Raw genomic sequence first — 26,759 nt, 5'->3', positions numbered from 1 at the left:
CCATGACTCTCACGCTCACCGTGTCCGACGAGGTCCACGCGCTCGCGCCCGGTTTCACCCACGTGGCGATCGAGGCCGAGGGGCTCGTCAACGGCCCCAGTACGGAGGGGAGTTCGGCGCTGCTCGACGACGCGGCCCGCCGTCTCGCCGTACGCCTGGACGGCCGCGCCCCGCACGAGGATCCGCACATGGCGGCCTGGCGTGAGGCGTACACGGCGTTCGGCTCCAAGCCGTCCCGCACCCGCAACTCGGCCGAGGCGCTGGCGAAGAGGGCGCTGTCGGACGCGGGGCTGCCCCGGATCAACCTGCTCGTCGACGTCTACAACGCGATCAGCGTGGCCCATCTGATCCCGGTCGGCGGTGAGGACGCCGACCGGATCGAGGGCGGGATGCGGCTCGTACGCGCCACGGGCGACGAGGACTTCGTGACCGTCGCGGGAGGGGCGGAGGCGGTCGAGCACCCGGACGCGGGCGAGGTGGTCTGGTGCGACGACGCGGGCGTGACCTGCCGGCGCTGGAACTGGCGCCAGGGGCCCCGGACCCGGCTCACCGAACGGTCGGTCTCAGCGGTGTTCCTGCTGGAGAGCCTGGCGCCGATGCCGGTGCCCGACGTCGAGCGCGCGGGAGCCGAACTCGCCGGGCTGCTGGAGAAGTTCAGCCCCGGGGCGCGGATCACCGTCCACGCCCCGGCCTGACGGGGGTCAGCGCGACTCGGCCGCGCGCACCTCTTCGGGGGTCGGTGCCGTGCCGCCGAGGTGGGCGGGCATCCACCAGGTGTCGTCCGGCCCCTTGGGGCGTACGGGATAGGCGCGCTGCGCGGCTTCCAGGAGCTCCTGGACCCGGTCGCGCAGCCGGCGCGTGATCGCACCCGCGTACTGGTCGCTCGGAGCCTCGACCGGCTCACCGACGCGGATCGTGATCGGGATGTGGCTCCGCTTGAAGTTGCGCGGGTGGCCCTTGGTCCACAGGCGCTGGGTGCCCCACAGTGCCATCGGGATCAGCGGGACGCCGGCCTCCTGGGCCAGGCGCGCGGCACCCGACTTGAAGCTCTTCAGCGTGAACGAGGGGGAGATGGTGGCCTCGGGGAAGACGCCCACGATCTCGCCGGAACGCAGCGAGTCCAGTGCGTGCGAGTACGCCTGCTCGCCCTGCTTGCGGTCCACCGGGATGTGCTTCATGCCCCGCATGAGAGGACCGGAGACCTTGTGCCGGAACACCGACTCCTTCGCCATGAAGCGGACCAGGCGCTTCTGCGGGAGCGCGGCCATGCCGTCGAAGATGAAGTCGAGATAGCTGATGTGATTGCTCACCAGCACGGCGCCGCCCGAGCGCGGAATGTTCTCCGATCCCTTGCAGTCGATTTTGAGGTCCCAGGCCTTGAACAGCGTGAGGGCGAGACCGACGACGGGACGGTAGACAAGCTCTGCCATGGACGGGGTGGACCCTTCTCTCTGCCTGGGAAAGGGATCCCGGCGGGAAAGTTACGCAGCCGTAGGTTTACGGCATTGCGCAGATCGTGCCCCAAGAACGGACGGGGGGCCAGTCCTGTTGCCGGAGAAGGGCGAGATCCTCGTCACGTCGACCCTTGATCGACCTCGGTGTTTTCCCCGGCCTTTACTCCGCACGCACCGTCAGACGGCGTACGAGCAGGTACATCTCGCACCCCAGGCAGTACCCGAAAACGGCGTTGAGGAACGCCGCGGCGAGCGCGGCCGCGGTCGCCGCGATCCCCAGCCACTGCGGCCCCACCGCGTAACCGACCAGTCCCAGCACGGCGAAGGCGAGCCCGACCACCTGCGCGAAGCGCGGCGGCTCCGGCGGATCGAACTCCGTCGGCGGCCCGATCCGGGGGCGCACGGCCGTGCGGAACAGCCATCCGTACGGCGAGCGCCCGACACCGCCGGCCGCGCCCAGCGCGAACGCCAGCGTCTGCCAGGCCAGCAGCCAGGCGTTGCCGGTGATCAGCACGGCCGCCAGTACGACGGCCGTCAGGGCCGCCCCGAACCGGGGTCCCCTCACATCGATGTCCATGAATCAAGCATTCCGTATGGGGCACGATTCGTGGCGGCGGGAATCTTTGCGGTCTCGTGAACGCTGCTGCTGGGGATGACCGGATTTGTGGTGTGCGTGGCGGTGCTCGCGGCGGCGAGCGCCTACGGAGTGCTGCATCGGCGGCGGAGCGGGAGAGTCGGAGTGCGCGGGCGTGACGGCGGGAAGCGGCTCGGCGTGGCGGAGTTGGGGCAGGAGCTCGGCGAACGGGCCACCCTCGTCCAGTTCTCCAGCGCCTTCTGCGCCCCCTGCCGGGCGACCCGACGGGTGCTCGCCGAGGTGGCCGGACTCGTCCCCGGCGTGTCCCACGTCGAGATCGACGCCGAGGACCGCCTCGAACTCGTGCGGGAGCTGGACATCCTCAAGACGCCCACGGTCCTCGTGCTCGACGCGGACGGCCGTGTCGTGCGGCGGGCCACCGGTCAGCCCCGCAAGGCGGACGTCATCGCCGCGCTCGGCGAGGCGGTCTGACCCGCGGTGATCTTCGTGAGGGATCTCCCAGTCGGCGGGACCCGCTTGACTGCACCCGCCACCTATCGTCAGCCTGACCGTATGTTCCGGGAACTCCTTCTCTTCGCGCGTGTCCACGTGGACCTGGCCCGCACCGCGAGTGCGCGCTGTCCGGGCTGTTGAGCACCCACGGACCCGCCCCCGACCACGGCCTCGCCGCAGCGGGGGGACCGCCACGTCACCTCGCGAAGAAGGACAACTCGATGACGGCCACGCCCGGTCTCGGCACCGCCCAGCTCGCCTCTCCCGACCTCCTGCGCTCCGTCTTCCGGCAGCACGCGGCGGGAGTCGCCGTGATCACCGCCCGGGGCGACAGCGGCCCTGTCGGGTTCACGGCCACCTCGCTCACCTCCGTCTCCGCCGAGCCCCCGCTCGTCTCCTTCGGCATCGGCACCCGCGCCTCAAGCTGGCCGGCCGTGTCCGAGGCGGACCACGTCGGCGTCCACATACTCGGCGAGCACCAGCGGGACCTGGCGGGCACCTTCGCCCGCAGCGGCGCCGACCGCTTCGGGGCGCCCACCCGCTGGCGCGAGGGACCCGAGGGCGTGCCGCTGCTCGACGGCGTGCTGGCCTGGCTGGTCTGCCGGGTCGTCGCGCGCGTGCCGGCCGGGGACCACCGCATCGTCCTCGCCGAGGTCTCCCTCGGTGACCCCTCGGGAGCGGGCCGTCCCCTGCTCTACCACCAGGGGCGTTTCCACGGTCTGCGCGACTGACGGACGCCCGCCGGGACGGGATGTGTGGCCGATGCCACAGGCGCCGCGGTTGATTACGCAGCGTTGTCAAGGTCACAGTTCAAAGCGCTTGCTTAGTGGGCATGCGATAGGTGTACTGACGAGTAATATTTCGTTCGGAGCGCGGGTCGCCCCGACCGGGATCGGCCGCTTCAGGCGCCTATGCTGCCTGCAAGAAGGCAGCCCAGAAATGACGATGCAGTAGGAGAGCCGGCGTGAGCTTGAGGATCGTTGTCACTGTGAAGTACGTGCCCGACGCCACTGGCGACCGGCACTTCTCCGATGACCTGACGGTGGACCGCGACGACGTGGACGGTCTGCTCTCGGAGCTCGACGAGTACGCGGTGGAGCAGGCGCTGCAGATCGCCGAGAACGCCGACGACGCCGAGATCACCGTGCTGACCATCGGCCCCGAGGACGCCAAGGACGCGCTGCGCAAGGCGCTGTCGATGGGCGCCGACAAGGCCATCCACGTCGAGGACGACGACCTGCACGGCACCGACGCCATCGCCACCTCGCTGGTGCTGGCGAAGGCGATCGAGAAGGCCGGCTTCGACCTCGTGGTCTCCGGCATGGCCTCCACCGACGGCACGATGGGCGTGGTCCCCGCGCTGCTCGCCGAGCGCCTGGGCGTCCCGCAGGTCACGCTGCTGTCCGAGGTCTCCGTCGAGGACGGCGTCGTGAAGGGCCGCCGTGACGGCGACGCCGCCTCCGAGCAGCTGGAGGCCTCGCTCCCCGCGGTCGTGTCGGTCACCGACCAGTCGGGTGAGGCGCGCTACCCCTCCTTCAAGGGCATCATGGCCGCCAAGAAGAAGCCGGTGGAGTCCTGGGACCTGGAGGACCTGGAGATCGAGGCCGACGAGGTCGGTCTCGAGGGTTCCTGGACCAAGGTCGACTCCGCTGCCGAGCGTCCGGCGCGCACCGCCGGCACGATCGTCAAGGACGAGGGCGAGGGCGGCAAGCAGCTGGCCGAGTTCCTCGCGGGCCAGAAGTTCATCTAGCCCGCCAGATTCGCCCGGGGTCCGGTCCGCCGCACCCCACCGCCCCCTCACACTTCGTAAGCAGGAGAGAAGAAGTCCCATGGCTGAAGTTCTCGTCTACGTCGACCACGTGGACGGCGCCGTCCGCAAGCCCACCCTGGAGCTGCTGACGCTGGCCCGCCGCATCGGCGAGCCCGTCGCCGTCGCCCTCGGCACCGGTGCCGAAAACACCGCCGCCGCCCTCGCCGAGCACGGCGCGGTCAAGGTCCTCACCGCCGACGCCTCCGAGTTCGCCGACTACCTGGTCGTCCCGAAGGTGGACGCGCTGCAGGCCGCCTACGAGGCCGTCTCCCCGGCCGCCGTGCTGCTGCCCTCCTCCGCCGAGGCCAAGGAGATCGCGGCCCGTCTCGCGGTCCGCATCGGCTCCGGCATCATCACCGACGCCGTCGACCTCGAGGCCGGCGACGAGGGCCCGGTGGCCACGCAGTCCGCGTTCGCCGCCTCCTTCACCACCAAGTCCCGTGTCTCCAAGGGCACTCCGGTCATCACGGTCAAGCCGAACTCGGCTCCCGTGGAGGCCGCCCCGGCCGCGGGCACCGTCGAGGCCCTCACGGTCTCCTTCTCCGAGAAGGCCACCGGCACCAAGGTCACCTCGCGCACCCCGCGCGAGTCGACCGGCCGCCCCGAGCTGACCGAGGCCGCGATCGTGGTCTCCGGCGGCCGCGGCGTCAACGGCGCCGAGAACTTCTCGATCATCGAGACCCTCGCCGACTCCCTCGGCGCGGCCGTGGGCGCCTCCCGCGCCGCGGTCGACGCCGGCTGGTACCCGCACTCCAACCAGGTGGGCCAGACCGGCAAGTCCGTGTCGCCGCAGCTGTACATCGCCTCCGGCATCTCCGGCGCGATCCAGCACCGCGCCGGCATGCAGACCTCGAAGACCATCGTGGCCATCAACAAGGACGCCGAGGCCCCGATCTTCGACCTGGTCGACTACGGCGTGGTCGGCGACCTCTTCGACGTCGTCCCCCAGCTCACCGAGGAGATCAACACCCGCAAGGGCTGATCCTTCTCCGGGAGCCGGGCCCGCGAGGGCCGCGCCTCCCACCTTCCGCCGGGGCCGCGTGGTGATCTTCACCGCGCGGCCCCGACCGGTTCCGGGTGACCATTGACGCAGATCGAGGCCGCCTATTAACTTCGCTATACGGATTGTTGATTCCGTGTAGCGGAAAACAGGAGGGTGTGGGATGGGTCAGGGTCAGCAGGAGAAGGTGGCGACGAGCCTCGCGGGCGCCGTCAGCGAGGAGATCAGCGCCTCACTCGCCCCGGTCGACGCGGAGCTGGAGCGCCGCTACCCGGGAGACCCCGGCACCCGCCAGCCCGTCCACACCGTCTACGTCCCCGGTGACGCCTTCGCCGCCGACACCCTCCGCAGCTGGGGCGACCGCGCCCTCGCGGCCCTCGACGAACACGCCCCGGACGCCGCCTCCTTCGCGCGGGTCCTCGGCCTCTCCGACGACCTGGCCGAGCCCGTGTACGGCCGCGTACGGGCCAAGCTGGAGCGCGAACCCGTGGAGGACCTGCGCGTCGACTTCGAGGACGGCTACGGCCCGCGCCCCGACGCCGAGGAGGACGAGAGCGCCGCGCGCGCCGCCCGGCTGATCGCCGAGGCGTACGAGAACGGCACGGCCGCCCCGTACATGGGCATCCGCATGAAGTGCATGGAGGCCCAGGTCCGCGACCGAGGCATCCGCACGCTCGACATCTTCCTGACCGGCCTGATGGAGGCCGGCGGGCTGCCCGACGGGCTCGTCCTGACACTGCCCAAGGTGACCTACCCGGAACAGGTCACCGCGATGGTCCGGCTCCTGGAGGAGTTCGAGAAGGCGCGCGGCCTGGAGGCCGGACGGATCGGCTTCGAGATCCAGATCGAGACCAGCCAGTCCATCCTCGCCACCGACGGCACCGCCACCGTCGCGCGCATGATCCAGGCCGCCGAGGGCCGCGCCACGGGGCTGCACTACGGCACCTTCGACTACAGCGCCTGCCTCGGCGTCAGCGCCGCCTACCAGGCCAGCGACCACCCGGCCGCCGACCACGCCAAGGCGGTCATGCAGGTCGCCGCCGCGGGCACCGGCGTACGCGTCTCGGACGGCTCCACGAACGTCCTGCCCGTCGGACCGACCGCGAAGGTCCACGACGCCTGGCGCCTGCACTACGGCCTCACCCGCCGCGCCCTCGCCCGCGCCTACTACCAGGGCTGGGACATGCACCCCGGGCACATCCCGACCCGGTACGCGGCCGTGTTCGCCTTCTACCGCGAGGGCTTCGAGCAGGCCGCCGCCCGCCTCTCCCGCTACGCCAACCAGGCGGGCGGCGACGTCATGGACGAGCCCGCCACCGCGAAGGCGCTCAGCGGATACCTGCTGCGCGGCCTCGACTGCGGCGCCCTCGACGTCGCCGAGGTGGCCCGCCTCAGCGGTCTCACACGCGCCGACCTGGAGGCCTTCGCGACACCGCGCCGGGGCGACCTGACGGCCTCCGCCAAGTAGGCGGCCGTACGGCGCGAGTGCGGCCGGTGCGTCCGCGCGGCGGCAGCGGGCGCGCGGCCGCCTGCCGCGGAACCGCCCACGTCGGGCGGCTGAGCGCCGCGCGCCCTCGGGCGGGTGGACGGGTGGCTGGTCGTCGCCATCGGGGGGACGACAGCGGCGTGGACGTCGAGGCGGGACCGGCGCGCCGCTCCGGGGACTCCGGGGGCCGGCCCCGGCCGGGGTCTGCGGCGCTGCGCGCCCCCCAACCGTCAGGCGGACGGCGGCAGTTCGCCCGAGCCCCGGGTGATCAGCCGGGTGGGCAGCTCGATGCGCTCGGGAGTGACGAGGTTCCCGTCCAGCTGGCGGAAGAGGCGCTCGGCGGCGGTGCGGCCGAGGGCGGCGGCGTCCTGCGCGACGACCGTCACGCCGGGCTGGAGAAGGTCGGCGAGCTCGATGTCGTCGAAGCCGACGAGGGCGACGGGCCGGCCGCGTTCGGCGATGACACGCACGACGGTGACGGTCACGCGGTTGTTGCCCGCGAAGACCGCGGTGACGGGGGAGGAGCCGGACAGCATGTCCTCGGCCGCGCGCCGCACCCGCTCGGGGTCGGTGACGCCGAGGGACATCCAGGCGTCCTCCACCGGTATGCCGGCCTCCTCCATCGCGGTGCGGTAGCCGCGCAGTCGCTCGGCGGCGGTGTGGATGCGGGGCATGTCACCGATGAAGCCGATCCGCCGGTGGCCGTGGGCGATGAGGTGGGCGACGCCGTCACGCGCCCCGCCGAAGCTGTCCGACAGCACGACGTCGGCGTCGATCCGGCCCGCCGGCCGGTCCACGAAGACCGTGGCGACGCCCGCCTTGATCTCGGGCTCCAGATACCGGTGGTCGTCGCCGGCCGGGATGACGACCAGTCCGTCCACCCGGCGGGCGCACAGGGCGAGCACCAGCTCCTGCTCGCGCTCCGGGTCCTCCGCGCTCGACCCGTTGATGAGCAGGGCGCCGTGCGCACGGGCGACCTCCTCGACCGCGCGGCTCAGCGGGCCGTAGAACGGGTCGGCGAGGTCCTCCAGGACGAGACCGATGCTCGCGGTGCGCCCCTTACGCAGCACCCGCGCGCTGTCGTTGCGACGGAAGCCCAGCGCCTCGATGGCCTCCTGGACACGGCGCTCGGTGTCCGGGGTGACTCCCGGCTCGCCGTTGACCACGCGGGAGACCGTCTTGAGCCCCACACCGGCACGCGCCGCCACGTCCTTCATGGTGGGACGATTGCCGTAGCGGGTCTCGGAGCGGCGGGCGGTCTCGGCCACGATGTGCTGTCCTGTCCTGTCGTCCACGGGGATGCGTAGGTCCATGGGGTTGTATGAGGATGTGGCGTCGAGCATAGAGCCTGGACAACGTTGTCAGATGCGGGAGACACTGTCGACCGCAATCTCCGGTCCAGCTTCCCACCAGGGGAGCGTCGTCCTGCCAGCCTTCGGCCGGGGATCCGGGCCCGCCACGGCAGCCGCCGGGCACCGGGACCGGCACGACACAGCAGCGGGAGACCTGACTCAGATGCACACCGACCTCGTGGCCGCGCTCGACATCGGCGGCACCAAGATCGCCGGAGCGCTGGTGGACGGCGACGGCCGGATCCTCGTGCGCGCACAGCGCGCCACGCCCGCGCGGGAGGACGGCGACACCGTGATGCGGGCCGTCGAGGACGTCGTCGGCGAGCTGACGCTCTCCCCGCTGTGGAGCCGGGCCCGTGCGGTCGGCATCGGCAGCGCGGGCCCGGTGGACGCCTCCGCCGGCACGGTGAGTCCCGTGAACGTGCCGGGTTGGCGCGACTTCCCGCTGGTGGAGCGGGTCCGTACGGCCACGGCGGGCCTGCCCGTCGAGCTGATCGGCGACGGGGTGGCGATCACCGCGGCCGAGCACTGGCAGGGCGCCGCCCGCGGTCACGACAACGCGCTGTGCATGGTCGTGTCGACCGGCGTCGGCGGCGGCCTGGTCCTGAACGGCCGGCTGCACCCGGGCCCGACCGGCAACGCCGGTCACATCGGGCACATCAGCGTGGACCTCGACGGCGACCCCTGCCCGTGCGGCTCCCGGGGCTGCGTCGAGCGCATCGCGAGCGGTCCGAACATCGCCCGGCGCGCGATCGAGGGCGGCTGGCGGCCGGGGCCCGACGGCGACACCTCCGCGGCCGCGGTGGCCGCCGCGGCGCGAGCCGGGGACCCGGTGGCCGTGGCCTCCTTCGAGCGCGCCGCGCAGGCTCTCGCCGCCGGCATCGCGGCGACCGCGACCCTCGTGGAGATCGACGTCGCCGTCATCGGCGGGGGAGTGGGCAAGGCCGGGGACGTCCTCTTCACCCCGCTGCGCAAGGCACTCGGCACCTACGCGACGCTGTCGTTCGTGGAGCGCCTGACCGTGACCCCCGCGCTGATGGGGACGGACGCCGGCCTGGTCGGTGCGGCGGCGGCCGCGCTCGACGGGAAGCCGAGCACGACCGCCGGGGTGTGAGGGGCCCCGGGTCCAGGCAGGGCCAGGACCCGGAGCGCCGCTCTCAGCAGGTGAGTTCGGCGTCCGCCCAGTCCGCGTGGTCGGAGTCGATGCCGTCGCCGCCGTCGGTGACGACCAGCCGGACGACCTCGGCGCCGCTCACGTCGGCCGAGACCGACTGCGCGGGCATCGCCGTGGTCAGCACGCCGGTCGAGGCGACCTTCGTGCCGTCCGCCCAGATCTCGAAGGCGACCGAGCCGTTGCTGCTCTTCTCGTCGTCCACGCCCACGTCGGCGGTGACCCGCTCGCACGCCTTGCCGGTGTAGTACTCGACGGCGCTGTCCGCGTGCACGCCGAGCCCCTTGGCGTACACGACGCCGCCGATCGTGAGCGGATGCCCGTCGCCCGCGGCGCTCTCGCCGTTGCTCGTGTTGCGCTCGACCGGCCCCCACCCGTTGGCCGTCGACATCCAGGGCAGGTCGCCGAGTTGGGAGACCCCGGCCGGAGGGGCGACGACGACGGACGCCGTCAGCGGCACCACCGTCTCGGCGCGGGCCCCGGCCGGGGAGCGGTAGACGGCCTTGAGCGTCAGGCCGTACGAGCCCGTGGGCGTGCCGGCTGGCGCGGTGACCTCCCATGCCGTGCGCAGGGACCGGCCGGTGGAGACCGAGCCCGCGGTGGCCGGCGAGGTCGCCTTCACCCGCCAGCCGGTAGGCGCTGCGAGGGACACGGAGACCTGCCGGGCCGGTGTGCGGCCGAGGTCGGTGAACACCGAGGACAGGGTGGCGGTGCGGCCCGCCTGCACCAACGGGCTGCCGCTGAGGCCGAGTTCGGCGGCGGGCGGGTACGCGGACCAGTCGGCGTCGGCCGAGACCCGCACGAGCACCGTCCCGTGCGCGGGGACGGTGGCGGAGATCGTGCCCGCGGTGTTGTAGCTCCTGTGCTGCCACAGATCGCGCAGGGTGTAGGCGTCGGCCTCGGGCAGACCCACGGCCCGCGCGGTCGTGCTGATCCGCTGGGCGCTGCCGGTCTCGTTGAACAGCGCCACCGCGCGGCTGCCGTCCTTCATCTCCTTCCCGACGACCCAGCGTCCGCCGGTGGAGGACAGCACCGTGCCCTGCTTGCCCAGGGGGTCCTGGTCGACGGCGATGACCTCCTTGTTGCCGAGGATGCCGAAGGTCGCGTCGGACGCCGTGCGCAGGTCCGAACCGATGAGCAGCGGTGCGGCCATGACCGACCACATCGAGAAGTGCGAGCGGTACTCGGTGTCGGTCATGCCGCCGTTGCCGACCTCGAGCATGTCCGGGTCGTTCCAGTGCCCCGGTCCGGCGTGCGGGGCGAGGGGCAGGTTCTGCTTGAGGATCGACAGCATCGACCCCCAGTTGTCACTGATGTCCCCCGTAGTGCGCCACAGATGCCCGACATCGGAGGCCCACTCCCAGGGTTTGTTCTCACCCCATTCGCAGATGCTGTAGACGATGGGCCGCCCGGTCGCCTTGAGCGCGTCACGCATCGTCGTGTAGCGCGTCTTCGCGTCCACGCCCTGGTTGTTGCAGTTGTCGTACTTGAGGTAGTCGACACCCCAGTCCGCGAACTGCCGTGCGTCGCTGTACTCGTGGCCGAGCGCTCCGGGGAACCCGACGTTGCTGCATGTCCTCGTGCCCGCACTGGTGTAGATGCCGAGCTTGAGGCCCTTGGAGTGGACGTAGTCGGCAACTGCCTTGACCCCGTTGGGGAATCGCGCGGGATCCGGCACCAGCTTGCCGTCCGCGTCCCGCGTCGGCAGGGCCCAGCAGTCGTCCAGGTTGACGTACCGGTACCCCGCGTCCTTGAGGCCCTTGGCCACGAAGATGTCCGCGATCCCCTTGACCATGTCCTCGTTGAACTCCGAACGGCAGCCCGTGGAGTTCCAGTTGTTGAAGCCCATCGGAGGGGTGAGGGCGAGACCGTCGGCCAGGGCGGGTGCGCCCGGCTCGGGAGCGGGGGCTGGGGCGGCCAGGGCCGTCGGTGCCACGAGCCCGGTCGCGCACAGCAGGCCCGCTGCGACTGCTCCGACCATTCTTCTGCGGGTTGTGTGGGGGTGAAGGTGACGCATCGTTACGTCCTCCGAAACTCGCGAGAGATGGGGTGTCTGCATGCTCGCGTCAACCGTGCGCGTTTACGGTAGGACCTGTCGGACTCTGTTGGAAGGGGAGGGGCCGGACTTGTGCGATACCTCGTCAGTTCGCCTTCCGGCGCCGTCGCATGGCTGCGAGGCCCTCCCTCGGCGTTCGGTTGTGTTGGATGGGCCGAGGGGCGGCGCGTCGTCGCTCGTGCCTCAGGCGGGGTCCCGGTGCCCCTGTCGGCCGGAGCAGGACATCGGAGGTCCGGGCGCGGACCCCGATTGTCAGTGCCCGTCGCTACGCTGGCGGCACTGTAACTACGAACAAGTCGGGTTACTGCTGTGCCCCGCTCTTCCGCCCCGTCAGGGACAGCACCGGAAGAGCGGGGCATGCTGCCGTCGGCCGACCTGCGCGGTCCGGACCGCGCGAAGCCGGACGGCCGTGCGGTCGGCGTGAGCGCTACCCGTGACCAGAGGCGGGATTCGTAGTTGATCCGGGCATGAAGAAGCGAAGCATGCTCGCCGTTGCCTCCCTCGCCGCCGGATTCGTCGTCGCGGCGGTCACCCCGTCCCACGCTCTCGCGGGGGACCCGCTCGGCGACCTGAACCTCGACAGCACCGTCAGCGACCTGGACCACACGATCAGCAACGACAGCCTGGCGATGGAGGAGGGCGTCCTCGACCAGGACGGCTGACGAGAGACTTGCGCGGCGCCGGTACCCGTGGGACAGGGGGCCGGCGCCGCCGCATGTCGCCCTTCGGGGAGGCTCACCTCAACAGCACCTGGTTTCCGTGGCAGGGTGGAACGGGCAAGCCTCAGGGGGCCAACAGAAGAGGGGGAACCGTGATCGTCTGGATCAACGGTGCGTTCGGTGCGGGGAAGACGACGACCGCACGGGAACTGATCGACCTGATCCCGAACAGCACGCTCTTCGACCCCGAGGTCATCGGCGGCGCACTCACGCACCTGCTGCCGGCCAAGCGCCTCGCCGAGGTCGGCGACTTCCAGGACCTGCCGATCTGGCGACGCCTCGTGGTCGACACCGCGGCCGCCATGTTCGCCGAGCTCGGCGGCGTCCTGGTGGTCCCGATGACCCTGCTGCGCCAGGAGTACCGTGACGAGATCTTCGGTGGCCTCGCCTCGCGCCGGATCTCCGTACGGCATGTGCTCCTGGCCCCGGCGGAAACGATCCTGCGGGAGCGAATAGCCGGGCGCGAGGTGCCACCCGACCTCCCCGACGGCGAGTTGCGGGTGCGCCAGTGGGCCTACGACCACATCGAGCCCTACCGTGCCGCGCTCGCCTCGTGGCTCACCGCCGACGCGCATCCCGTGGACACCAGCGTCCTCAGCCCGCACGAGGCCGCGCTGCGCGTCGCCGAGGCCGTCCGCAGCGGGGACGCGGCCGTGAGCGACATCGTGCAGACGCCCGAGCCGACCGCCGAGACGCTCGCCGCCGGGGTGCTCCTCTTCGACGAACAGGACCGGGTCCTGCTCGTCGACCCGACGTACAAGCCCGGCTGGGAGTTCCCGGGAGGCGTCGTGGAACCCGGCGAGGCGCCCGCGCGCGCGGGCATGCGCGAGGTCACCGAGGAGACCGGCCTCACCCTCGACGAGGTGCCCCGGCTCCTCGTCGTCGACTGGGAGCCACCCGCACCGCCCGGCTACGGGGGCCTGCGCCTCCTCTTCGACGGCGGACGCCTGCCCGCCTCCGAGGCCGGCCGGCTCCTGCTCCCCGGCCCGGAGCTGCGCGACTGGCGCTTCGTCACCGAGAAGGAGGCCGCCACCCTGCTGCCACCGGTGCGCTACGAGCGCCTGCGCTGGGCGCTGCGGGCCCGTGAACGGCAGGCGGCGCTGTATCTGGAGGCCGGGGTTCCCGTGGGGTGACCGCGGGGCGAGGGGCGGTCGGACGTTCCCGGTCCGGCCGCCGTGGGCCGTAGCGGCGGTACTGGTCCGGCGTTCGGGGCCGTACGGGCGTGCCCTTGCCACCGTCCGTCCGAAGATGAACGAGAGCGTGACCTGTTCTTCGCCGTAGACGATGTACTCGTCGCCCTCTGCCCGGACGTCGGCGTGGCCGGGTGAGTCGGCAACAGACGCTGAGCTCGGCGGTCTGGGTCCCGCGTCCACCCCACCTCCTGGCTGGCAGGAACCGGTGAAGCGCGTCACCTTTGACACACCGCGTCCGGTGCCGAAGCGGCGCCCGCACCGTTCACGCCGACCGCTCCCTCAAACCGGCCGCCGTTCGACAGGAATCGACTTCTCAGGGCGAGCGAAGCGAGCTGCACTTGAGCCGCTGTCCAGGGGTGGGGCTGGGCTGCTGCCTCCCCCTCCCGGCTGTTGCAGGTGCCAGCAAGTCTGTGCGGTCGGGAAGACCTTGCGGTTCCGCCAGTCCAGCATCTCCAGCGAGGGGCGCCGTCAAGCGCGTTGCAGGCCAGGACGGTCGACTCTGCGCTTGCTTGCGCGATGCCTTGTCCGTCGCAGGCAGACCCAGGGTCTCGGATCCAACTCGCTCGGCAGGCTCAGAGCTTGGCGCATCGGGGTCTTCGCCCTGACGCACAGCTGACCCGCCAGCGGTGGGAGCTCAGCGCTGAGGTGCAAGACCGGCACTGCCAGCGCCGTCAAAGCGCAAGGTGCCTCGGGTTCCCGGTCGAACCCCCTACCCCTGATGGGGCGGGACAGCCGACGGTCCGAGATCCGAGGTGCCTACTCGTGATATTTGTTCTTTCTGCTGCGCACAGCCAGAACCATGGCCAGGATGATGAAGATGGCAAGCATCACAGCAGTGAAGGCGGTGCCTTTAAACGGGCTGCCGCCCGGGAAATTTCTGGCACAGGCCAACCGGACGAGAGGCCAGGCCTTCTCGCGTTCCCTGAATGCTGCTATCGCTTGCGGGCCTTGCCCACCAAGAACGCCACACCGACGATAGCGACTAGAGCGACAGCGATGATCCAGAAGGGCGGAGTACCCTCCCCGGCACCCTTGGCCAGAAGCTGAACGTGTGGCATGTGGCTCTCCTGTCTGCTGGCTGCTGCTTAGCGGTGTCTAGTTCAGGACGCTGGTTGCGGCCTTCTCGCCCAGTTCGCCGGCGCCGTATCCGACCCCAGAACGATCACAGCGAGTGCAAGCGGTACAGCATCGTCAGTAACTTTCTCATAATGAATGCTTATATCCCTCCCGCGGTCGAAACTGCGTAAAGGTCCGCACTTTTCTTATTGTTTCACTCTGCGAACCTTTTCGGATGCATTCCGTAGGAAAAGCTGGTTGGGTCGAGAATGAATTCTCGACCCAACTGTGAGCTAGAGCCCTAGACTCCCGAGTGAGCTGCTCTTCACGCGTTACCCATAGGTGAGGATTCCCCTTCGTAGTAGCCTGCGGCACCTCACAGCCTTTACGTATAGGCGCTCAGTCACCTCGGTTCCCCGAGCGGAGCCATGGAGAAAAGTGTCGACGTAACCGGAGACGGTATCGGGCAGAACCCCGTAAGGATCCAGCTGCTGCTACTTCCTCTTGCGAGCCTGGGCGACGGCCAAGGCGATGAAGGCAAGGATGGCGATTCCGAATACCAGCCAGAGAGGGACGCCATCAAGTCCCTTGTAGGCGATTACAGTCGATTCTGCTGTTGATTGCATGATGTCTCCTTCGTCGCAGGCAGAGCGTGTCGTTGTACGCCGCTTCGGTAGCCTTCCCTACTGCCATCCCACCGACTGCGCAGGGGATTGCTCCAGCCCCGCCGGTCAGGTACGTGCATCCGGCGGCGAATGCCTTGTCGGCCGCGAAGCTGATCGCCGTTCCAGTCGCTGCCTTGTAGTCACCGGTTATCAACTGTCCGACGAACGGGCCGGCAGCGATGGCATCTCCGCCCTTGCCGACAGCGTCGAGCACCGTGCCGAGGCTGACGGTGCTGTTGGGGTCGGTGCGGTTGACGGGGTCGCCTTTGAGGGCTGAGCAACCGGTTCGCTGTACTGGGCCAGGATGCGTACACCGCCGGGGGGGCTCTATGTCGTGGTCGCCGTCGACAATCTGCTCGAGCCTGAACAGGCCGCCTGCGTGCGGCAGCCGTGCGGACTGCGACGACGTGGTGCGGCTGGGCTGGGTCCGCTCCCCGCCATCGATGCAGTCCACTTCAACACGGAACCGGGCCGGCGCCGTCGACGCGATCGTCCCCGCCCACGCAGCGGGCGACTGGGAGCGACTGCACGCGGCGGGCAAAGGTCGGCGCTCTCCACTCGCGACGCCCCAGCCGTCCAGGAAGGCGGCGTAGGTCACTTCCGTACGCGAAGAGATCCATTGACCCACATGGCGAGTGTGGTACCGGCGCAGGTACACCAGACGGACCAGGCCTCGCCGACTCACTCCGGTTTCAGCGATTGCTTACGTTTGGCCAGTACGGCCATGACGGCCAAGATTATTCCGCCCGCAATCGCAACCGCCCCGAAGAAAATGGGCGGTTTGTCGCCAGTTGCGGTACCAGCGATACATCCGCACACGCCCGCCACTATCGCAATAGCAGAGAAGATCAGCGTTTTCCGAATCGCTTCCGTAATCATGAGTCTCCTCTTACCCCGACTGTGCATTCTTCCGATTCCGGTGCTTGCTGCCTTCCGAAACGTCTGGGCCGGGGGACCGGCCCAGACGTCGAGTCACGCCAACGGCTCTACCCGTATGTGAGGAGGTCAGAGTTGTAGTAGCCGGCTACCGCTCCGACCGCGCAGCCTGTCGCCACGGCGACTCCGGCACCCACAGCACTGCCGACGCCGGCACCGACCACGCCGCCGACTGCTGAGGCGTAACTTATAGTCCCGGTTTCTGCCGCTGCCTCGATACCGGCGACACATCCGACTGCGGCTCCCACCCAGTCATTAGAGCTGTCCAACCAGTCGGCGACATCGCCGAAGCTGAGCAGTCCATTGGGGTCGATGCGGTTGACCGGGTCGCCTTCGGCGTACAGGTACGGGTTCTGTTCCTGGCCGGAGGGGTCGGGTTGGGTGAAGCGGCCGATGTTGGCGTCGTAGTAGCGGGCCTTGAGGTGGTAGAGGCCGGTGGGGTCCTGGTAGCCGCCGGCGAAGCGGTAGGGCTGGGCGACCGGTTCGGTGGACTGGGCCAGGATGCGTACGCCGCGGGGGCTGTAGGTGTAGGAGTCGACCTTGTTGCCGTCCTCGTCGGTGAGGGCGATGACGCTGCCGATCGCGTCGGTGAGGTAGTAGTACGCCTTGCCCCCGGTCGTCATGGAGTTCAAGGTGCCCCCGGGTTCCCGGTTGAATCCCATGTCCACGCCCGCGGTGGTCTTGGCGGACAGCCCGAGCGGGCCGTTGTGGAAGAACGTGTCGCCGAGCTTGATGCGCTCGCTCTGGTCGGTGGAGCCGTACTGGCCCGCGTAGGTCTTGGAGTTGACGGTGATCGACGTCATCTGCGAGTAGTCCGACCACTTCTCGCCGGTGCGGATGTAGTCGTCGGTGGAGGCGGCTGCGGTCTCGTTGCCGATGGCGTCGTAGGACCAAGTCCCGGTCGTAGAAGACTTGTTCGTCAACTGCTGGGCGTCGTTGTAGGTGTAGGTGGTGCCGCGCGGGCAGCCCGGGTCGGCGCCCTGGCTGGTGAGGTTGCCGGCCAGGTCGTAGCAGTACTGCCAGGAGTCGGCGATCGCGCCCGCCTTCTCTTCCTTGGCGTAGGAGAAGCGGCCCGCGCCGTCGTAGCTGTAGGTCCGCTTCAGCCCGGAGACGCTGTCCGTGCTGGTGCGGATCTTGCTGCCGTCCGTCGAGGCGTTCGTGCCGTAGCCGTAGGTGTAGGAGAGGTTGACCAACGTGCCCTGGGGCGAGGTGGCCTTGATGGACTCGGGGCGGCTGCTCTTGTCTGGCTTGACCTCCTGCACCGTGCCACCTGGATAGGTGGTGGTGGTGCGGAAGTCGTTGCTGTTGTACTTGTACGTCGTGATCCGGCCCTGGGGGTCCTTCAGCTGCTCAAGCTTGTTGACCTTGTTCCAGGTGTAGTCGGTCGTGCCGACGGGGTCCTTGTAGTAGTCGACGTTGCCCGCCGGCGTGTAGGCCAGCAAGGTCTGCGAGCCGTCCTGAAGGGTGCGGATCGTCTCGCGCTGCAGCGGGTCGAACTTGTAGGTGATGGTGCCCGTGCCGTCGCTGCGCTGGCTGAGGTTGCCGTCGCCGTCGTACCAGTAGCGGACGGTGTCGTTGGTGGAGGACACCGTCTTGATGCGGTCGCGCTCGTCGTACTCGTACACGGTCTTGATGCCACGGCCGTCCGTCATCGTCTCGGTGCGGCCCAGCGCGTCGTAGGTGTACGTGGTCTTGGCAAGCGGTGCGGGCGGGGTGACGGTGTCGAGGTTGCCCTTGGTGTCGTAGTGGAAGGCGGTGGTGACCGTCTTCGTCGAGGTCATCTTCGTCTTCTCGGTGCAGCGCTGGCCCTCGAAGCCGCCGCACGTCGGACTGGAAGAGTTGTAGGTGTAGGAGACGTTGCCGCCGCCGGTCCCGGTCTGCGCCACCGACATGGTGTTGCCGGCGGTGTCGTACTTGAACTCGGTCTTCTCACCGTCGGGGTTGGTGGAGTCGGACGGTACATCACCGGCGCCGGCGATGGTCTGCCAGTGGTTGACCGTGGCCCCGCCGGTGGGCAGGCTCACCGTCTCGAGGTTGTTGCGGGTGTTGAAGCCGTACTCGGTGACGTTGCCCGGCGTGGTGCCCGAACCCATCGCGTCGGTGCTGGAGTCGATGTTGTGGTTCGCGTCGAACTTCGTGGACCGCTTGTGCGTCAGAGCGTCGATCACCTCGCTGACCTGGCCGTCACCGTCGTGCTGGTACTTCGTCGCGTGCGACTCGGGGTCGGTCACCGTGGTGATGCCCGCGGCCGTCGGCGAGGAGGTGTCGTAGCCGTAGGTCCAGGTCGGGCCGGTGTGGCCGTCGCTGTTGAAGCCGGTGCCACGCAGCATCGAGGTGACACGGTTGGCGTCGTCGTAGGCGAAGACGGTGACACGGCCCTCGGCGGTGGTGATCTTGTTGATGCGACGCGAGGAGTCGTAGCCGAAGACGGTGGACTTGCCTTCGGTGTCGGTGGTCTTGGCGAGGTTGCCGGCCGGGTCGAGGTCGAAGACGGCGGTGCGGCCGGTGTGGTCTTTGGCCTGCCACTGCGAGGCGTCCGTCTTCAGCAGGTCGACCCAGCGCCCGGAACGGGTCTCGGTGAGCTTGAAGCCCTTGTGCTCGCTGCCCTCGTCGTGCTGGGTGACGGTGATGGTCCCCTTGTTGCGGTCGGTGACCTTCGTCAGGGTTCCGTTCGCGTCGTAGGTGTCCTTGGAATGGGACTTCCAGTTGGACAGGGTGTAGGTGCCGTCGCTGTTCTTCTTCAGCTCCTGCGAGTACCCCTTGGGCGTGGCGAACGTGCCGTCGGTGTTCTTCTTGAACCGCAGCGTCGCACCGCTGGCGTCGTAGAAGACGGCCTCGGTGCTCGAGGAGAGCGACAGGTAACGCTCGTACTGCTGCCACCACCGCTGGGACACCTTGCCCCAGGGGGCGTCCAGCGAGTTGTAGGTCCGCGCCAGCGTCAGTTTCCGGCCCACGCCGGCGACCTGGAAGTCGGTCGCGGCGAGCATCAGGTTGCCCGTCGAGTAGTCGATCCGCGCGGCGAGCGCGTCGGTGATCGCGAACTCCGTGATGCGGTGCCAGGGCACATCCCCCTGGCCCTCCGGCACCAGGCTCAGAGCGCCGGCATCCCGCGCCGCGGAACGGGAGCCCTTCTGACCCGGTGCGGTGGGCTTGGTGGCATGTTCCTTCTGCGCCGCACGCCAGGCCTGAAGCTCCTCCGAAGGCGTCTTCTCCGGCTTCGAGGGGACCGGTTCGTTGGAACCGACCTTCACCTCCGGCATGGTGAAACGGGGCGCGTCCTTGCCCCAGGCGGAGACCGGCTCAGGGTCGTCCGCCGAAGCGGTGGCGGCCGGCAGCATCGACAGCGCGAGCACACCGGACACCACAACGGACGCGATGGACAAGCGAGTTGCTCTCTTGCGGGCACGCCGAGCGGGCGCGCCAAAGGCACGTGAGTGCACGATTTCCCCCCACAGGAGAATGAGCCCCGGCAACCCCGGTAGTCACCAGGAACACACAACCTGTCACAGGACTCGTGCAAATTTTCGAGCCATACCCCCGATCGCTTTCCTCATTCACCCTGGAATCAGCCCCACCTCTTCCTCGCCGCAAGCCCGGTAAAAGCCCGCAAAACGGCACTCGGGAGTCACGGCCCCAGAAGGTTTAGACCTGTCGGCGTGTTCGGAAGCGACCGAAATCCGTCGCCCCTTCCGGTCGGACCGCCTGCTTCCACATCAACCCGGAACTGAACACCCCGCCACGCGGCTGGAAACTGGCCGAGCCGGGCGGTCCGGCGCAACGGTGTCCGATGACCGCAAGCAGGATCCGCCGGCAGGAAACACCATCCTCCAGCCCAGCCGGAAGCTGACCCCGCCGTCCGTTTCAGGTGCCGCCACGGCAACGCGGCGACAACCTCCCCTCTCCGCACGGGGATCGCCTCCGGCCGACGTCCGACCGTCAGTAACCGTCGCTACCGGAGCGGCACGGTCCCGATCACGGGCAGGAACTGGAACTCTGGCCGATGACGTGGGCGTCCGCGTTGTCCGCGGCCTTCACGTACGCGGCCGTCGTGCCGCGACGGTCGTAGGTCCGGGTGAAGTCCGAGCCCAGGTCGACGATGAACTTCACCTTGTAGCAGTACCCGGCGTCCACGCGCAGCGTGTCCCAGTCCTCGCGGTAGGGCGTGTGGCCACCGTTCACGGAGAGGTAGTAGGTCGTCTGCGCCACGTCGTCGCTCTTGCAGGTCGGCTGGGTCGCCGTCCACGCCCCTGTGCTGTCGCCGGCCCGGCACCAGTTCTTGAGCGCCGTCGCCCCCAAGTTGGTGTCGTTGACTGACGACGAACACCCGGCCACGCTGCAACTCGCACCCGCGCTGGCTGTGGTGGCTGAGCCCAGCACGGCGACGAACGCCATGGCCGTGACCGTGACGGCAGCTCTGCTCAGCCCCACCGGGACCTTCGTGAACCTCACGAGTTCCTCCCCTTCCGGCCATGCATTGGCATAGACCTAGCAGGGAACGTAGTGCCTGCACCGCCCTGTGTCATGCCTCCGCCACAAGGAAGTTGACAGCAACTCGCTTGCTTTGCCGCCCAGTTGCGTAGCCAGGGTCGGATGCCGCCTCGGCCGGGCTAACTCCTCTGCGTTGTCCGTCTGGCAGCACTACGGGAGGTCACCCCCTGCGGGGCGACCTCCCGTGTCTGGCCGTCCCGCACCGGTACGGGCACTTGCCAGGGATGCTTGACCTTCATGACTCGGCTGTGCCGACGGGCTGTTGATACTCAGGAGCCGGCCGGCAGCACAGCTGTGCCGGCCTCAGGCGTCGATGATGACCGGGATGATGAGGGGCTTGCGGCGGTAGGTGCGGAACGCCCAGTTCGCCACGGCCCGGCCGACGAGCTGTTCGAGTTGGTGCGCGTCCCCGACGCCTTCCTCGGCCGCGGTCGCGAGGGTCTTCTCGATGACGGGGATGACCGGCTCGAAGGTCGCGTCGTCGTGGACGAAGCCACGCGCCAGGAAGTCGGGGGCCTCGGCGAGGGCGCCGGTGTCCGCGTCGACGATCGCGACCACCGTGACCACGCCCTCGGAGGCGAGGGTGAGGCGGTCCTTGAGGGAAGCCTCGGTGGCGCCGCCGACCTCCATGCCGTCCACGTAGACGTTGCCGGCCGGAACCTTGCCGGTGATGGACGCGCGCCCGTCGACGAGGTCGACCACGACGCCGTCCTCGGCGATGACGACCCGGTCGGGGTCGACACCGGTACGGATCGCGAGGTCGCCGTTGGCCCGCAGGTGACGCCACTCGCCGTGCACGGGCATGACGTTGCGGGGCTTGACGATGTTGTAGCAGTACACGAGTTCGCCGGCGCTGGCGTGCCCGGAGACGTGCACCTTGGCGTTGCCCTTGTGGACCACATGGGCACCCCACCGGGTGAGGCCGTTGATCACCCGGTAGATGGCGTTCTCGTTGCCGGGGATGAGGGAGCTGGCGAGCAGGACGGTGTCGCCCTTGCCGATGCGGATCATGTGGTCGCGGTTGGCGATCCGTGACAGCGCCGCCATCGGTTCACCCTGCGAGCCGGTGCACACCAGAGTGATCTTGTGGTCCGGGAGCTTCTCCAGCTCCTTCGTGCTCACGACCAGTCCGGAGGGGACCTTCAGATAGCCCAGGTCGCGGGCGATGCCCATGTTGCGGACCATGGAGCGGCCGACGAAGGCGACCTTGCGGCCGTTCTGGTGGGCGGCGTCCAGGACCTGCTGGATCCGGTGCACATGGCTGGCGAAGCTGGAGACGATGACCCGGCGCGGCGCGGTGCGCATCACCTGCTCGATCGCCGGGTTCAGCTCACGCTCGGAGGTGGTGAAGCCCGGTACCTCGGCGTTGGTGGAGTCGGTGAGGAAGAGGTCCACGCCCTCCTCGCCGAGGCGGGCGAAGGCGCGCAGATCGGTGATGCGCTCGTCGAGAGGGAACTGGTCCATCTTGAAGTCGCCGGTGTGCAGCACCATCCCGGCGCTGGTGCGGATCGCGACCGCGAGGCTGTCCGGGATGGAGTGGTTGACCGCGACGAACTCGCAGTCGAAGGGCCCGAAGCGGCGCCGGTCGCTCTCCCGCACCCGCACCGTGCGCGGCCGGATGCCGTGTTCCTTGAGCTTGGCCTCCAGGAACGCCAGCGTCAGCTTGGAGCCGACGACGGGAATGTCGGACCGCTCGCGCAGCAGGTACGGCACGCCGCCGATGTGGTCTTCATGGCCATGGGTGAGAACGATGGCCACGATGTCGTCCAGCCGGTCCCGGATCGAGGTGAAGTCCGGCAGGATCACATCCACGCCGGGCTGGGTCTCCTCGGGGAACAGCACACCGCAGTCGACGATGAGTAGCTTGCCGGCGTGCTCGAAGACGGTCATGTTGCGGCCGATCTCACCCAGGCCGCCCAGGGCGATGACCCGCAGCCCTCCTTCGGCAAGGGGCGGGGCGGCTTTGAGGTCTGGATGCGGATGACTCATGTCTCGAAACTACCGGAGAGCGGGAATGGATGATCCATTGCCCATGCGATCTGCGCGCCTGTCGGCGCACGGAGGCTGTTCGCGTGCCCCCTCCCTTCCCGGGGCGGGCTCGCGCCGTCCGCCCCGGGAAGGGAGGGTGAGGGCGGTATCTCCTGCCGAGCGTACGGCGAACGCCGGCCAAGGCGCATGATCGGCTCGACGTGCTTCAGGCCGCTGCTCGCCCCCACCGCACGGTCGTTCCGACGGCGGAATCGGTCTGAGCACAGCCGTCACCAGCGCACCTTTCCGCTGGTGCGCTGGTGCGCTGGTGCGGGCAGACGCCCGAGCTGCCGGAAGCCCAGGCGGCGACCGACGGGCCTAGCCCGGCAGGCTTGCCTTGAAAGGCGACTCAGCCGTGCCGGGGGTACGGCGCCGTCATGCCCGATCGGGCTTTGCGGGATTCCGCCGCACGGGTGGCGGCACTGGCGGCTATGGCCAGCAGAGCGGCTATCGCTCCGGTGATGACGTTGTTGACGACGGTCTTCGTGGTGCTGACGTCACCGGCGACCACCCACGGCGCGACGATCGTCCACAGGCCCAGGGCGCAGGCGCCCCACGCCATGCTGTGCGTACGTTCGTACGCCCGTCCGAACCCTCCGCTCATCAGCAGCGCGTAGGCGATACCCACGAGCAGGTTGGTCACGGCGAGCGTCGACAGTCCGTTGAAGCCCGTGATCCACGGGGAGGCCGCCAGGTAGATCCCGGTGAGGAAGGCAAGCGTTCCGACCGCCTGCCCCTGCGGCGTGCTGGTGGCACGCTCGGCCATTTCGTGGCGCTCACGCATTTCGATGATGTCCGGGTGCATCTCCATGGATGGCCGGGAAGCGGATGTGGACATGGCTTTCACCTCTTGTTTTGCAATGCGGTCGGCGTCTAGCTGCTCGCTCCACCGCACTCCGTGCACTAGATGGCTCTCTTTGGGCCCCGAGTGGCTGTTTATGGAGCCTTTACACGCCTTTGTGGCGAATATCTGTCGGGCTTCGCCACGGGCGGGGCCGCCCTGCCGGTAGACCATCGACAGACGGGAACCGGCGAACGTAGCCCTTCCGGTAACCGCCGCTCCTACGGCGCCACGTCAGCCCCGGGTACCGTCGGCCGCCGCCTCACCGGGATGCGTCACCCGCGTACCTTCCAGCAGGTTTCGCCGCGCCGACCCGGCGGGGCCGCACCCGGATCCGTCCGACGGACGCAGCGGCACGCCGTTGCTGCGCAGCACGTCGCGGACGTCCAGAATCAGCGGGAACACCTCGTGGTTGCGGTCCTCGCCCTGCTCGTCCCAGGCGCGCTGCTCGGCCTCGACCGCCATGCGGTCCTGGGCGAAGACGCGCTCGGTGAAGCGGCGGATGAGGGGCCACGCGAGGTGGATCGCCCCGGGCACCGACGGCTTCGCGATCGTGAGCAGACCGTAGGCGTGGTTCACCCGCTGCTCGGCGTCCTCGGGAACGTAGGCGGCCCACAGCGAGAACGCGGGCTTGTCCGTGCCTTCGGGAACGCCCCGCAGCGTCTGGTACGGGTACTGCGTGCGGATGGTGATCACATCGGGCGTGTCCTTGCCGCCGATCCCCTCCGCTGACAACAGGCCCGCACCCCGGTCCTTACGGCCTCCCGCCGGTACGAACAGGTACCGGGCCTCGACGTGCCGCGGGCCCCTCTCGTAGCCGAGCAACTCGGGCTGGATCCTGCCGAGCACGCCCCGGTGCAGGAACTGGTGGTTCATGTCGAGCAGGTTCTCGTGCATGAACGAGTAATGGCACCGCACGGTCCGGGAGAACGTCATGGTCCGGTGGGCGGGGGAGTGGTACTCGGGCAGGGACGGGAACGGCGCGGCCGCGGCCAGAGCCGCCTCTCCGGGAAACACGAACACCAGGCCGTACGCCTCGCGGACCGGATACGAGCGCACACCGCGAGGCGGCCGCTCGCACCCCTTGGGCAGGTAGGGAATCTGCGAGATGCGCCCATCGCCGCGATAGGCCCAGGCGTGGTAGCAGCAGCGCAGGGTGTCGCCCTCCACCACGCCCATGCTCAGCGGTACCTGGCGGTGCGCGCAGCGGTCCTCCAGCGCGTGGACGGTGCCACTGCTCCCGCGGTAGAGAGCGATGCGTTCGCCGGCGAAGGCGGTCGCGTAAGTGCGGTTGCGCCTCACGTTCCGGGAGGTCGCCACCGGATACCAGTGGTCGGGGGAGATGCCGACCCGCCGCAGGTCGATGCCCGCGCCGGGGCGAGCCGCCGGGGTGGAGTCCGCGAGGGGACGCGCCGGCATCGTCGGGTTGCCGGCGACGTGCCGGTCCGCTCCGGGGCTGCCGGGCCGGGCCTCGGTCATGGGCTGTGCTCCCTTGCGCTAGCGACAGGGCCACGTACGGCCGTGGGGCCGCGGTCGGCTCACGCCGTCCCGTGGCGCTGCCGCACACCGGTCCTCGGTCATGGACGTTCGGCGCGCCGCGGGGGGCTTCAGCTCCCCACGTTCGCCGGGCGAGCCCCGGGCGGCAACCGCGGTGGTGCGTGGGTGGGATGTCCGTCGTGGCGACGGTCCGGAAGCCGACGGGCAGCCGGTGGGTGGAATCTGCGGAGGGTGGTCGCCCGGCGCGGCGGCACTCGGCACCGGAACGAGCCGGTGCCCGCGACACCGGAACGGCTGCGAGCCGCGTGGGCCCCCGCCGGCTCGGCGGGGGCCCACCCACGGCCGTGAACCGCGGCAGAGCCCCGGGATGCGCTCTCGGTGAGCAGCATCCTGGCCGTTCGGGGCTGACGGTCCGCTGAAGGCTTGGCGGCCCGGACCTACTTCAGGTGCCGGGTGAAGAACTGGGCCGCGGCGTCCCCGGCGGACTGCGGGACGCCGGTGTGTCCGCCCATGTTGGCGTGCAGGGACTTCTCCTTGGAGCCGAAGGCGTCGAACAGGTCCAGGGCCGCCTGCCGGTCGTTCCTCTCGTCGTCCCACTGGAGCAGGACGTGCAGCGGGATGGTGACCTGGCGCGCCTCCTCGAATGTGGCGCGCGGTACGAAACTCCCGGCGAAGAGGCCGGCGGCCACGATGCGCGGCTCGACCGCTGCGAGGCGGACGCCGATGGAGATCACCCCGCCCGAGTACCCGACCGGGCCGCCGATCTCGGGCAGCGACAGGAGAGCGTCCAGGGTGGACTGCCATTCCGGGACCGCCGCGTCGACGAGCGGGATGGTGAGGGCGTCGATGATCTCGTCGCTGACCGGCTCGCCGGCTTCCAGGGTGCGGCGCAGGTCGGCGCGGGCCTGTTCGGCGGCGGCCCATCGGGGACGCTTCCCGCTTCCGGGGAGTTCGATGGTGGCGGCGGCGAAACCGTCCGCCGCGGCTTGCCGGGCCCGCGCCGCCAGCCGCGGGTACATCTTGTCCAGCCCCAGCGGGGGGTGGCCGAGCAGGATCAGCGGCGTCGGTGCGGGAGCGGACGCGGGCGTCCACAGGATGCCGGGGATGTCGCCGAGGGTGAACTCACGTTCGAGGACGCCGTCGTCGAGGCGCTGCTCGGAAGTGAAGTGAAGGGCCATGGTCGTGCCTTTCGGGAGTGCTGCTGAACGGCGCTCCCGGGCGACCTATTGCCCGACCGTGACCCTGGAGGAGAGCACCCATGTCGATTCGTTCACGGGTACCACCTCCTTGTTCTCTCGCACGGCCTTGGCGAAAGTAGCAGGGGTGCGTGTGGCTCGCCAAACGGTTTTCGCGCTGGGCTCCATGACTGGATGTTGAGGAGTCGAAACTGCTCGACGCCCGCAACGCGGGGACCAGCGACCGTCACGTGTCACGCATCGACCTGCCGGCAAGAACCCGCCACCCTGTATGTGGGAACCAGGCTGCGCAGCAGGGAAGTTGACCGGCGGGAGTGGGCCGGCCGCCCCGGCGAGGTGTGTCCGGCGAGAGCGCCCGAACCGATTGTGACCCAGCGCACGTCGTCGGGAGCGATGACTTTCCCGGCCCGGATCGGTCGGACAAACGACAACACCACGCCACCGAGCACCACCGGCGCACCGGGACCGCTGACAGAGGAGAGGGCACCCATGACCGACGCAGTGAAAGGCCCCGCCAGTTACTTCCCTTCCATCGAGAAGAAGTACGGCCGCCCGATCGCCGAGTGGAAGGAGCTCATCCGCGCCTCCCCGCTCACCAGGCACATGGAGCTCGTCAACTGGCTCAAGTCCGAGCACGGCCTGGGCCACGGCCACGCCAACGCCCTTGTCGCCCACACCCTCGCCGAGGACGCCGGCGCCTAGTCAGGCGGGAGCGCGGGGCCAG

General features: G+C 69.6%; 22 protein-coding genes. 10 read left to right on the top strand and 12 right to left on the bottom strand.

Annotation, left to right across the window (positions count from 1 at the left end; all coding sequences use genetic code 11):
- Positions 1 to 2: 2 nt before the first annotated feature.
- On the top strand, positions 3 to 695 hold the full coding sequence (locus ACFYQQ_RS14860) for a phenylalanine--tRNA ligase beta subunit-related protein (protein ID WP_355781865.1): 693 nt from the start codon (positions 3 to 5) through the stop codon (positions 693 to 695).
- Positions 696 to 701: 6 nt separating this feature from the next.
- Here ACFYQQ_RS14860 and ACFYQQ_RS14855 read toward each other — a convergent pair whose 3' ends face one another.
- Complete coding sequence (locus tag ACFYQQ_RS14855; RefSeq protein WP_355781862.1) at positions 702 to 1,430, bottom strand: lysophospholipid acyltransferase family protein; 729 nt, start codon at positions 1,428 to 1,430, stop codon at positions 702 to 704.
- A 184-nt stretch (positions 1,431 to 1,614) separates the two neighbouring features.
- Positions 1,615 to 2,031, bottom strand: coding sequence for a DUF4395 domain-containing protein (locus ACFYQQ_RS14850; RefSeq protein ID WP_355781859.1), 417 nt, complete (start codon positions 2,029 to 2,031; stop codon positions 1,615 to 1,617).
- Between the two features lie 75 nt (positions 2,032 to 2,106).
- Here ACFYQQ_RS14850 and ACFYQQ_RS14845 point away from each other — a divergent pair, with 75 nt between their 5' ends.
- The 5 genes from ACFYQQ_RS14845 to ACFYQQ_RS14825 all read left to right on the top strand — a co-directional run bounded on the left by ACFYQQ_RS14845 (position 2,107) and on the right by ACFYQQ_RS14825 (position 6,819).
- The gene (locus ACFYQQ_RS14845; protein ID WP_355781856.1) at positions 2,107 to 2,520 is read left to right on the top strand and encodes a thioredoxin family protein; all 414 of its coding nucleotides are present in this window, start codon (positions 2,107 to 2,109) and stop codon (positions 2,518 to 2,520) included.
- Positions 2,521 to 2,762: 242 nt separating this feature from the next.
- Positions 2,763 to 3,272, top strand: coding sequence for a flavin reductase family protein (locus ACFYQQ_RS14840; protein WP_355781853.1), 510 nt, complete (start codon positions 2,763 to 2,765; stop codon positions 3,270 to 3,272).
- Between the two features lie 233 nt (positions 3,273 to 3,505).
- Positions 3,506 to 4,291, top strand: coding sequence for an electron transfer flavoprotein subunit beta/FixA family protein (locus ACFYQQ_RS14835; protein ID WP_355781851.1), 786 nt, complete (start codon positions 3,506 to 3,508; stop codon positions 4,289 to 4,291).
- A gap of 79 nt (positions 4,292 to 4,370) precedes the next feature.
- On the top strand, positions 4,371 to 5,333 hold the full coding sequence (locus ACFYQQ_RS14830; RefSeq protein ID WP_355781848.1) for an electron transfer flavoprotein subunit alpha/FixB family protein: 963 nt from the start codon (positions 4,371 to 4,373) through the stop codon (positions 5,331 to 5,333).
- A 181-nt stretch (positions 5,334 to 5,514) separates the two neighbouring features.
- A complete protein-coding gene (locus tag ACFYQQ_RS14825) occupies positions 5,515 to 6,819 on the top strand; it encodes a DUF6986 family protein (RefSeq protein ID WP_355790323.1) in 1,305 nt (434 codons plus the stop codon).
- Positions 6,820 to 7,067: 248 nt separating this feature from the next.
- On the opposite strand, the gene ACFYQQ_RS14820 is transcribed toward ACFYQQ_RS14825, so the two are convergent.
- A complete protein-coding gene (locus ACFYQQ_RS14820; RefSeq protein WP_355790319.1) occupies positions 7,068 to 8,150 on the bottom strand; it encodes a LacI family DNA-binding transcriptional regulator in 1,083 nt (360 codons plus the stop codon).
- 202 nt (positions 8,151 to 8,352) lie between these two features.
- Between ACFYQQ_RS14820 and ACFYQQ_RS14815 the strand changes: the two genes are divergently transcribed.
- Positions 8,353 to 9,303 (top strand): ROK family protein, encoded by a 951-nt coding sequence (locus tag ACFYQQ_RS14815; RefSeq protein WP_355790316.1) that lies wholly within the window; start codon positions 8,353 to 8,355, stop codon positions 9,301 to 9,303.
- Positions 9,304 to 9,346: 43 nt separating this feature from the next.
- On the opposite strand, the gene ACFYQQ_RS14810 is transcribed toward ACFYQQ_RS14815, so the two are convergent.
- On the bottom strand, positions 9,347 to 11,341 hold the full coding sequence (locus ACFYQQ_RS14810) for an NPCBM/NEW2 domain-containing protein (RefSeq protein WP_388904692.1): 1,995 nt from the start codon (positions 11,339 to 11,341) through the stop codon (positions 9,347 to 9,349).
- Between the two features lie 542 nt (positions 11,342 to 11,883).
- Between ACFYQQ_RS14810 and ACFYQQ_RS14805 the strand changes: the two genes are divergently transcribed.
- Both ACFYQQ_RS14805 and ACFYQQ_RS14800 read left to right on the top strand, forming a co-directional pair.
- Positions 11,884 to 12,078 (top strand): hypothetical protein, encoded by a 195-nt coding sequence (locus ACFYQQ_RS14805; protein ID WP_355785937.1) that lies wholly within the window; start codon positions 11,884 to 11,886, stop codon positions 12,076 to 12,078.
- A gap of 149 nt (positions 12,079 to 12,227) precedes the next feature.
- Entirely contained in the window at positions 12,228 to 13,268 is a 1,041-nt protein-coding gene (locus tag ACFYQQ_RS14800; RefSeq protein ID WP_356238468.1) for an NUDIX domain-containing protein, read from the top strand.
- A 1,695-nt stretch (positions 13,269 to 14,963) separates the two neighbouring features.
- Here the strand turns inward: ACFYQQ_RS14800 and ACFYQQ_RS14795 are convergent.
- The 8 genes from ACFYQQ_RS14795 to ACFYQQ_RS14760 all read right to left on the bottom strand — a co-directional run bounded on the left by ACFYQQ_RS14795 (position 14,964) and on the right by ACFYQQ_RS14760 (position 26,017).
- A complete protein-coding gene (locus ACFYQQ_RS14795) occupies positions 14,964 to 15,503 on the bottom strand; it encodes a hypothetical protein (RefSeq protein WP_355792904.1) in 540 nt (179 codons plus the stop codon).
- Positions 15,504 to 15,730: 227 nt separating this feature from the next.
- Positions 15,731 to 15,928 carry a hypothetical protein gene (locus ACFYQQ_RS14790; RefSeq protein WP_355792902.1) on the bottom strand — a complete coding sequence of 66 codons (198 nt, stop codon included), beginning with the start codon at positions 15,926 to 15,928 and terminating at the stop codon, positions 15,731 to 15,733.
- Between the two features lie 107 nt (positions 15,929 to 16,035).
- Positions 16,036 to 19,323, bottom strand: coding sequence for an RHS repeat-associated core domain-containing protein (locus ACFYQQ_RS14785; RefSeq protein ID WP_388904785.1), 3,288 nt, complete (start codon positions 19,321 to 19,323; stop codon positions 16,036 to 16,038).
- 634 nt (positions 19,324 to 19,957) lie between these two features.
- Positions 19,958 to 20,434, bottom strand: coding sequence for a hypothetical protein (locus ACFYQQ_RS14780; RefSeq protein ID WP_355793705.1), 477 nt, complete (start codon positions 20,432 to 20,434; stop codon positions 19,958 to 19,960).
- 342 nt (positions 20,435 to 20,776) lie between these two features.
- Positions 20,777 to 22,462, bottom strand: coding sequence for a ribonuclease J (locus ACFYQQ_RS14775; RefSeq protein ID WP_355794100.1), 1,686 nt, complete (start codon positions 22,460 to 22,462; stop codon positions 20,777 to 20,779).
- Between the two features lie 388 nt (positions 22,463 to 22,850).
- Positions 22,851 to 23,312 (bottom strand): SPW repeat protein, encoded by a 462-nt coding sequence (locus ACFYQQ_RS14770; RefSeq protein WP_355794101.1) that lies wholly within the window; start codon positions 23,310 to 23,312, stop codon positions 22,851 to 22,853.
- Between the two features lie 264 nt (positions 23,313 to 23,576).
- Complete coding sequence (locus ACFYQQ_RS14765) at positions 23,577 to 24,761, bottom strand: aromatic ring-hydroxylating dioxygenase subunit alpha (protein ID WP_356165941.1); 1,185 nt, start codon at positions 24,759 to 24,761, stop codon at positions 23,577 to 23,579.
- A 515-nt stretch (positions 24,762 to 25,276) separates the two neighbouring features.
- Positions 25,277 to 26,017, bottom strand: coding sequence for an alpha/beta hydrolase (locus ACFYQQ_RS14760; protein ID WP_355788809.1), 741 nt, complete (start codon positions 26,015 to 26,017; stop codon positions 25,277 to 25,279).
- A 507-nt stretch (positions 26,018 to 26,524) separates the two neighbouring features.
- Between ACFYQQ_RS14760 and ACFYQQ_RS14755 the strand changes: the two genes are divergently transcribed.
- On the top strand, positions 26,525 to 26,737 hold the full coding sequence (locus ACFYQQ_RS14755; RefSeq protein WP_355788806.1) for a DUF4287 domain-containing protein: 213 nt from the start codon (positions 26,525 to 26,527) through the stop codon (positions 26,735 to 26,737).
- Positions 26,738 to 26,759 lie beyond the last annotated feature (22 nt).

Origin of the sequence: Streptomyces sp. NPDC005496 (assembly GCF_042872045.1) — a bacterium.
In the GTDB taxonomy this organism is placed as follows: Bacteria; Actinomycetota; Actinomycetes; order Streptomycetales; family Streptomycetaceae; genus Streptomyces.
The sequence above is the reverse complement of the archived record's forward strand: the minus strand, read 5'-3'. Positions and strand labels throughout refer to the sequence as shown.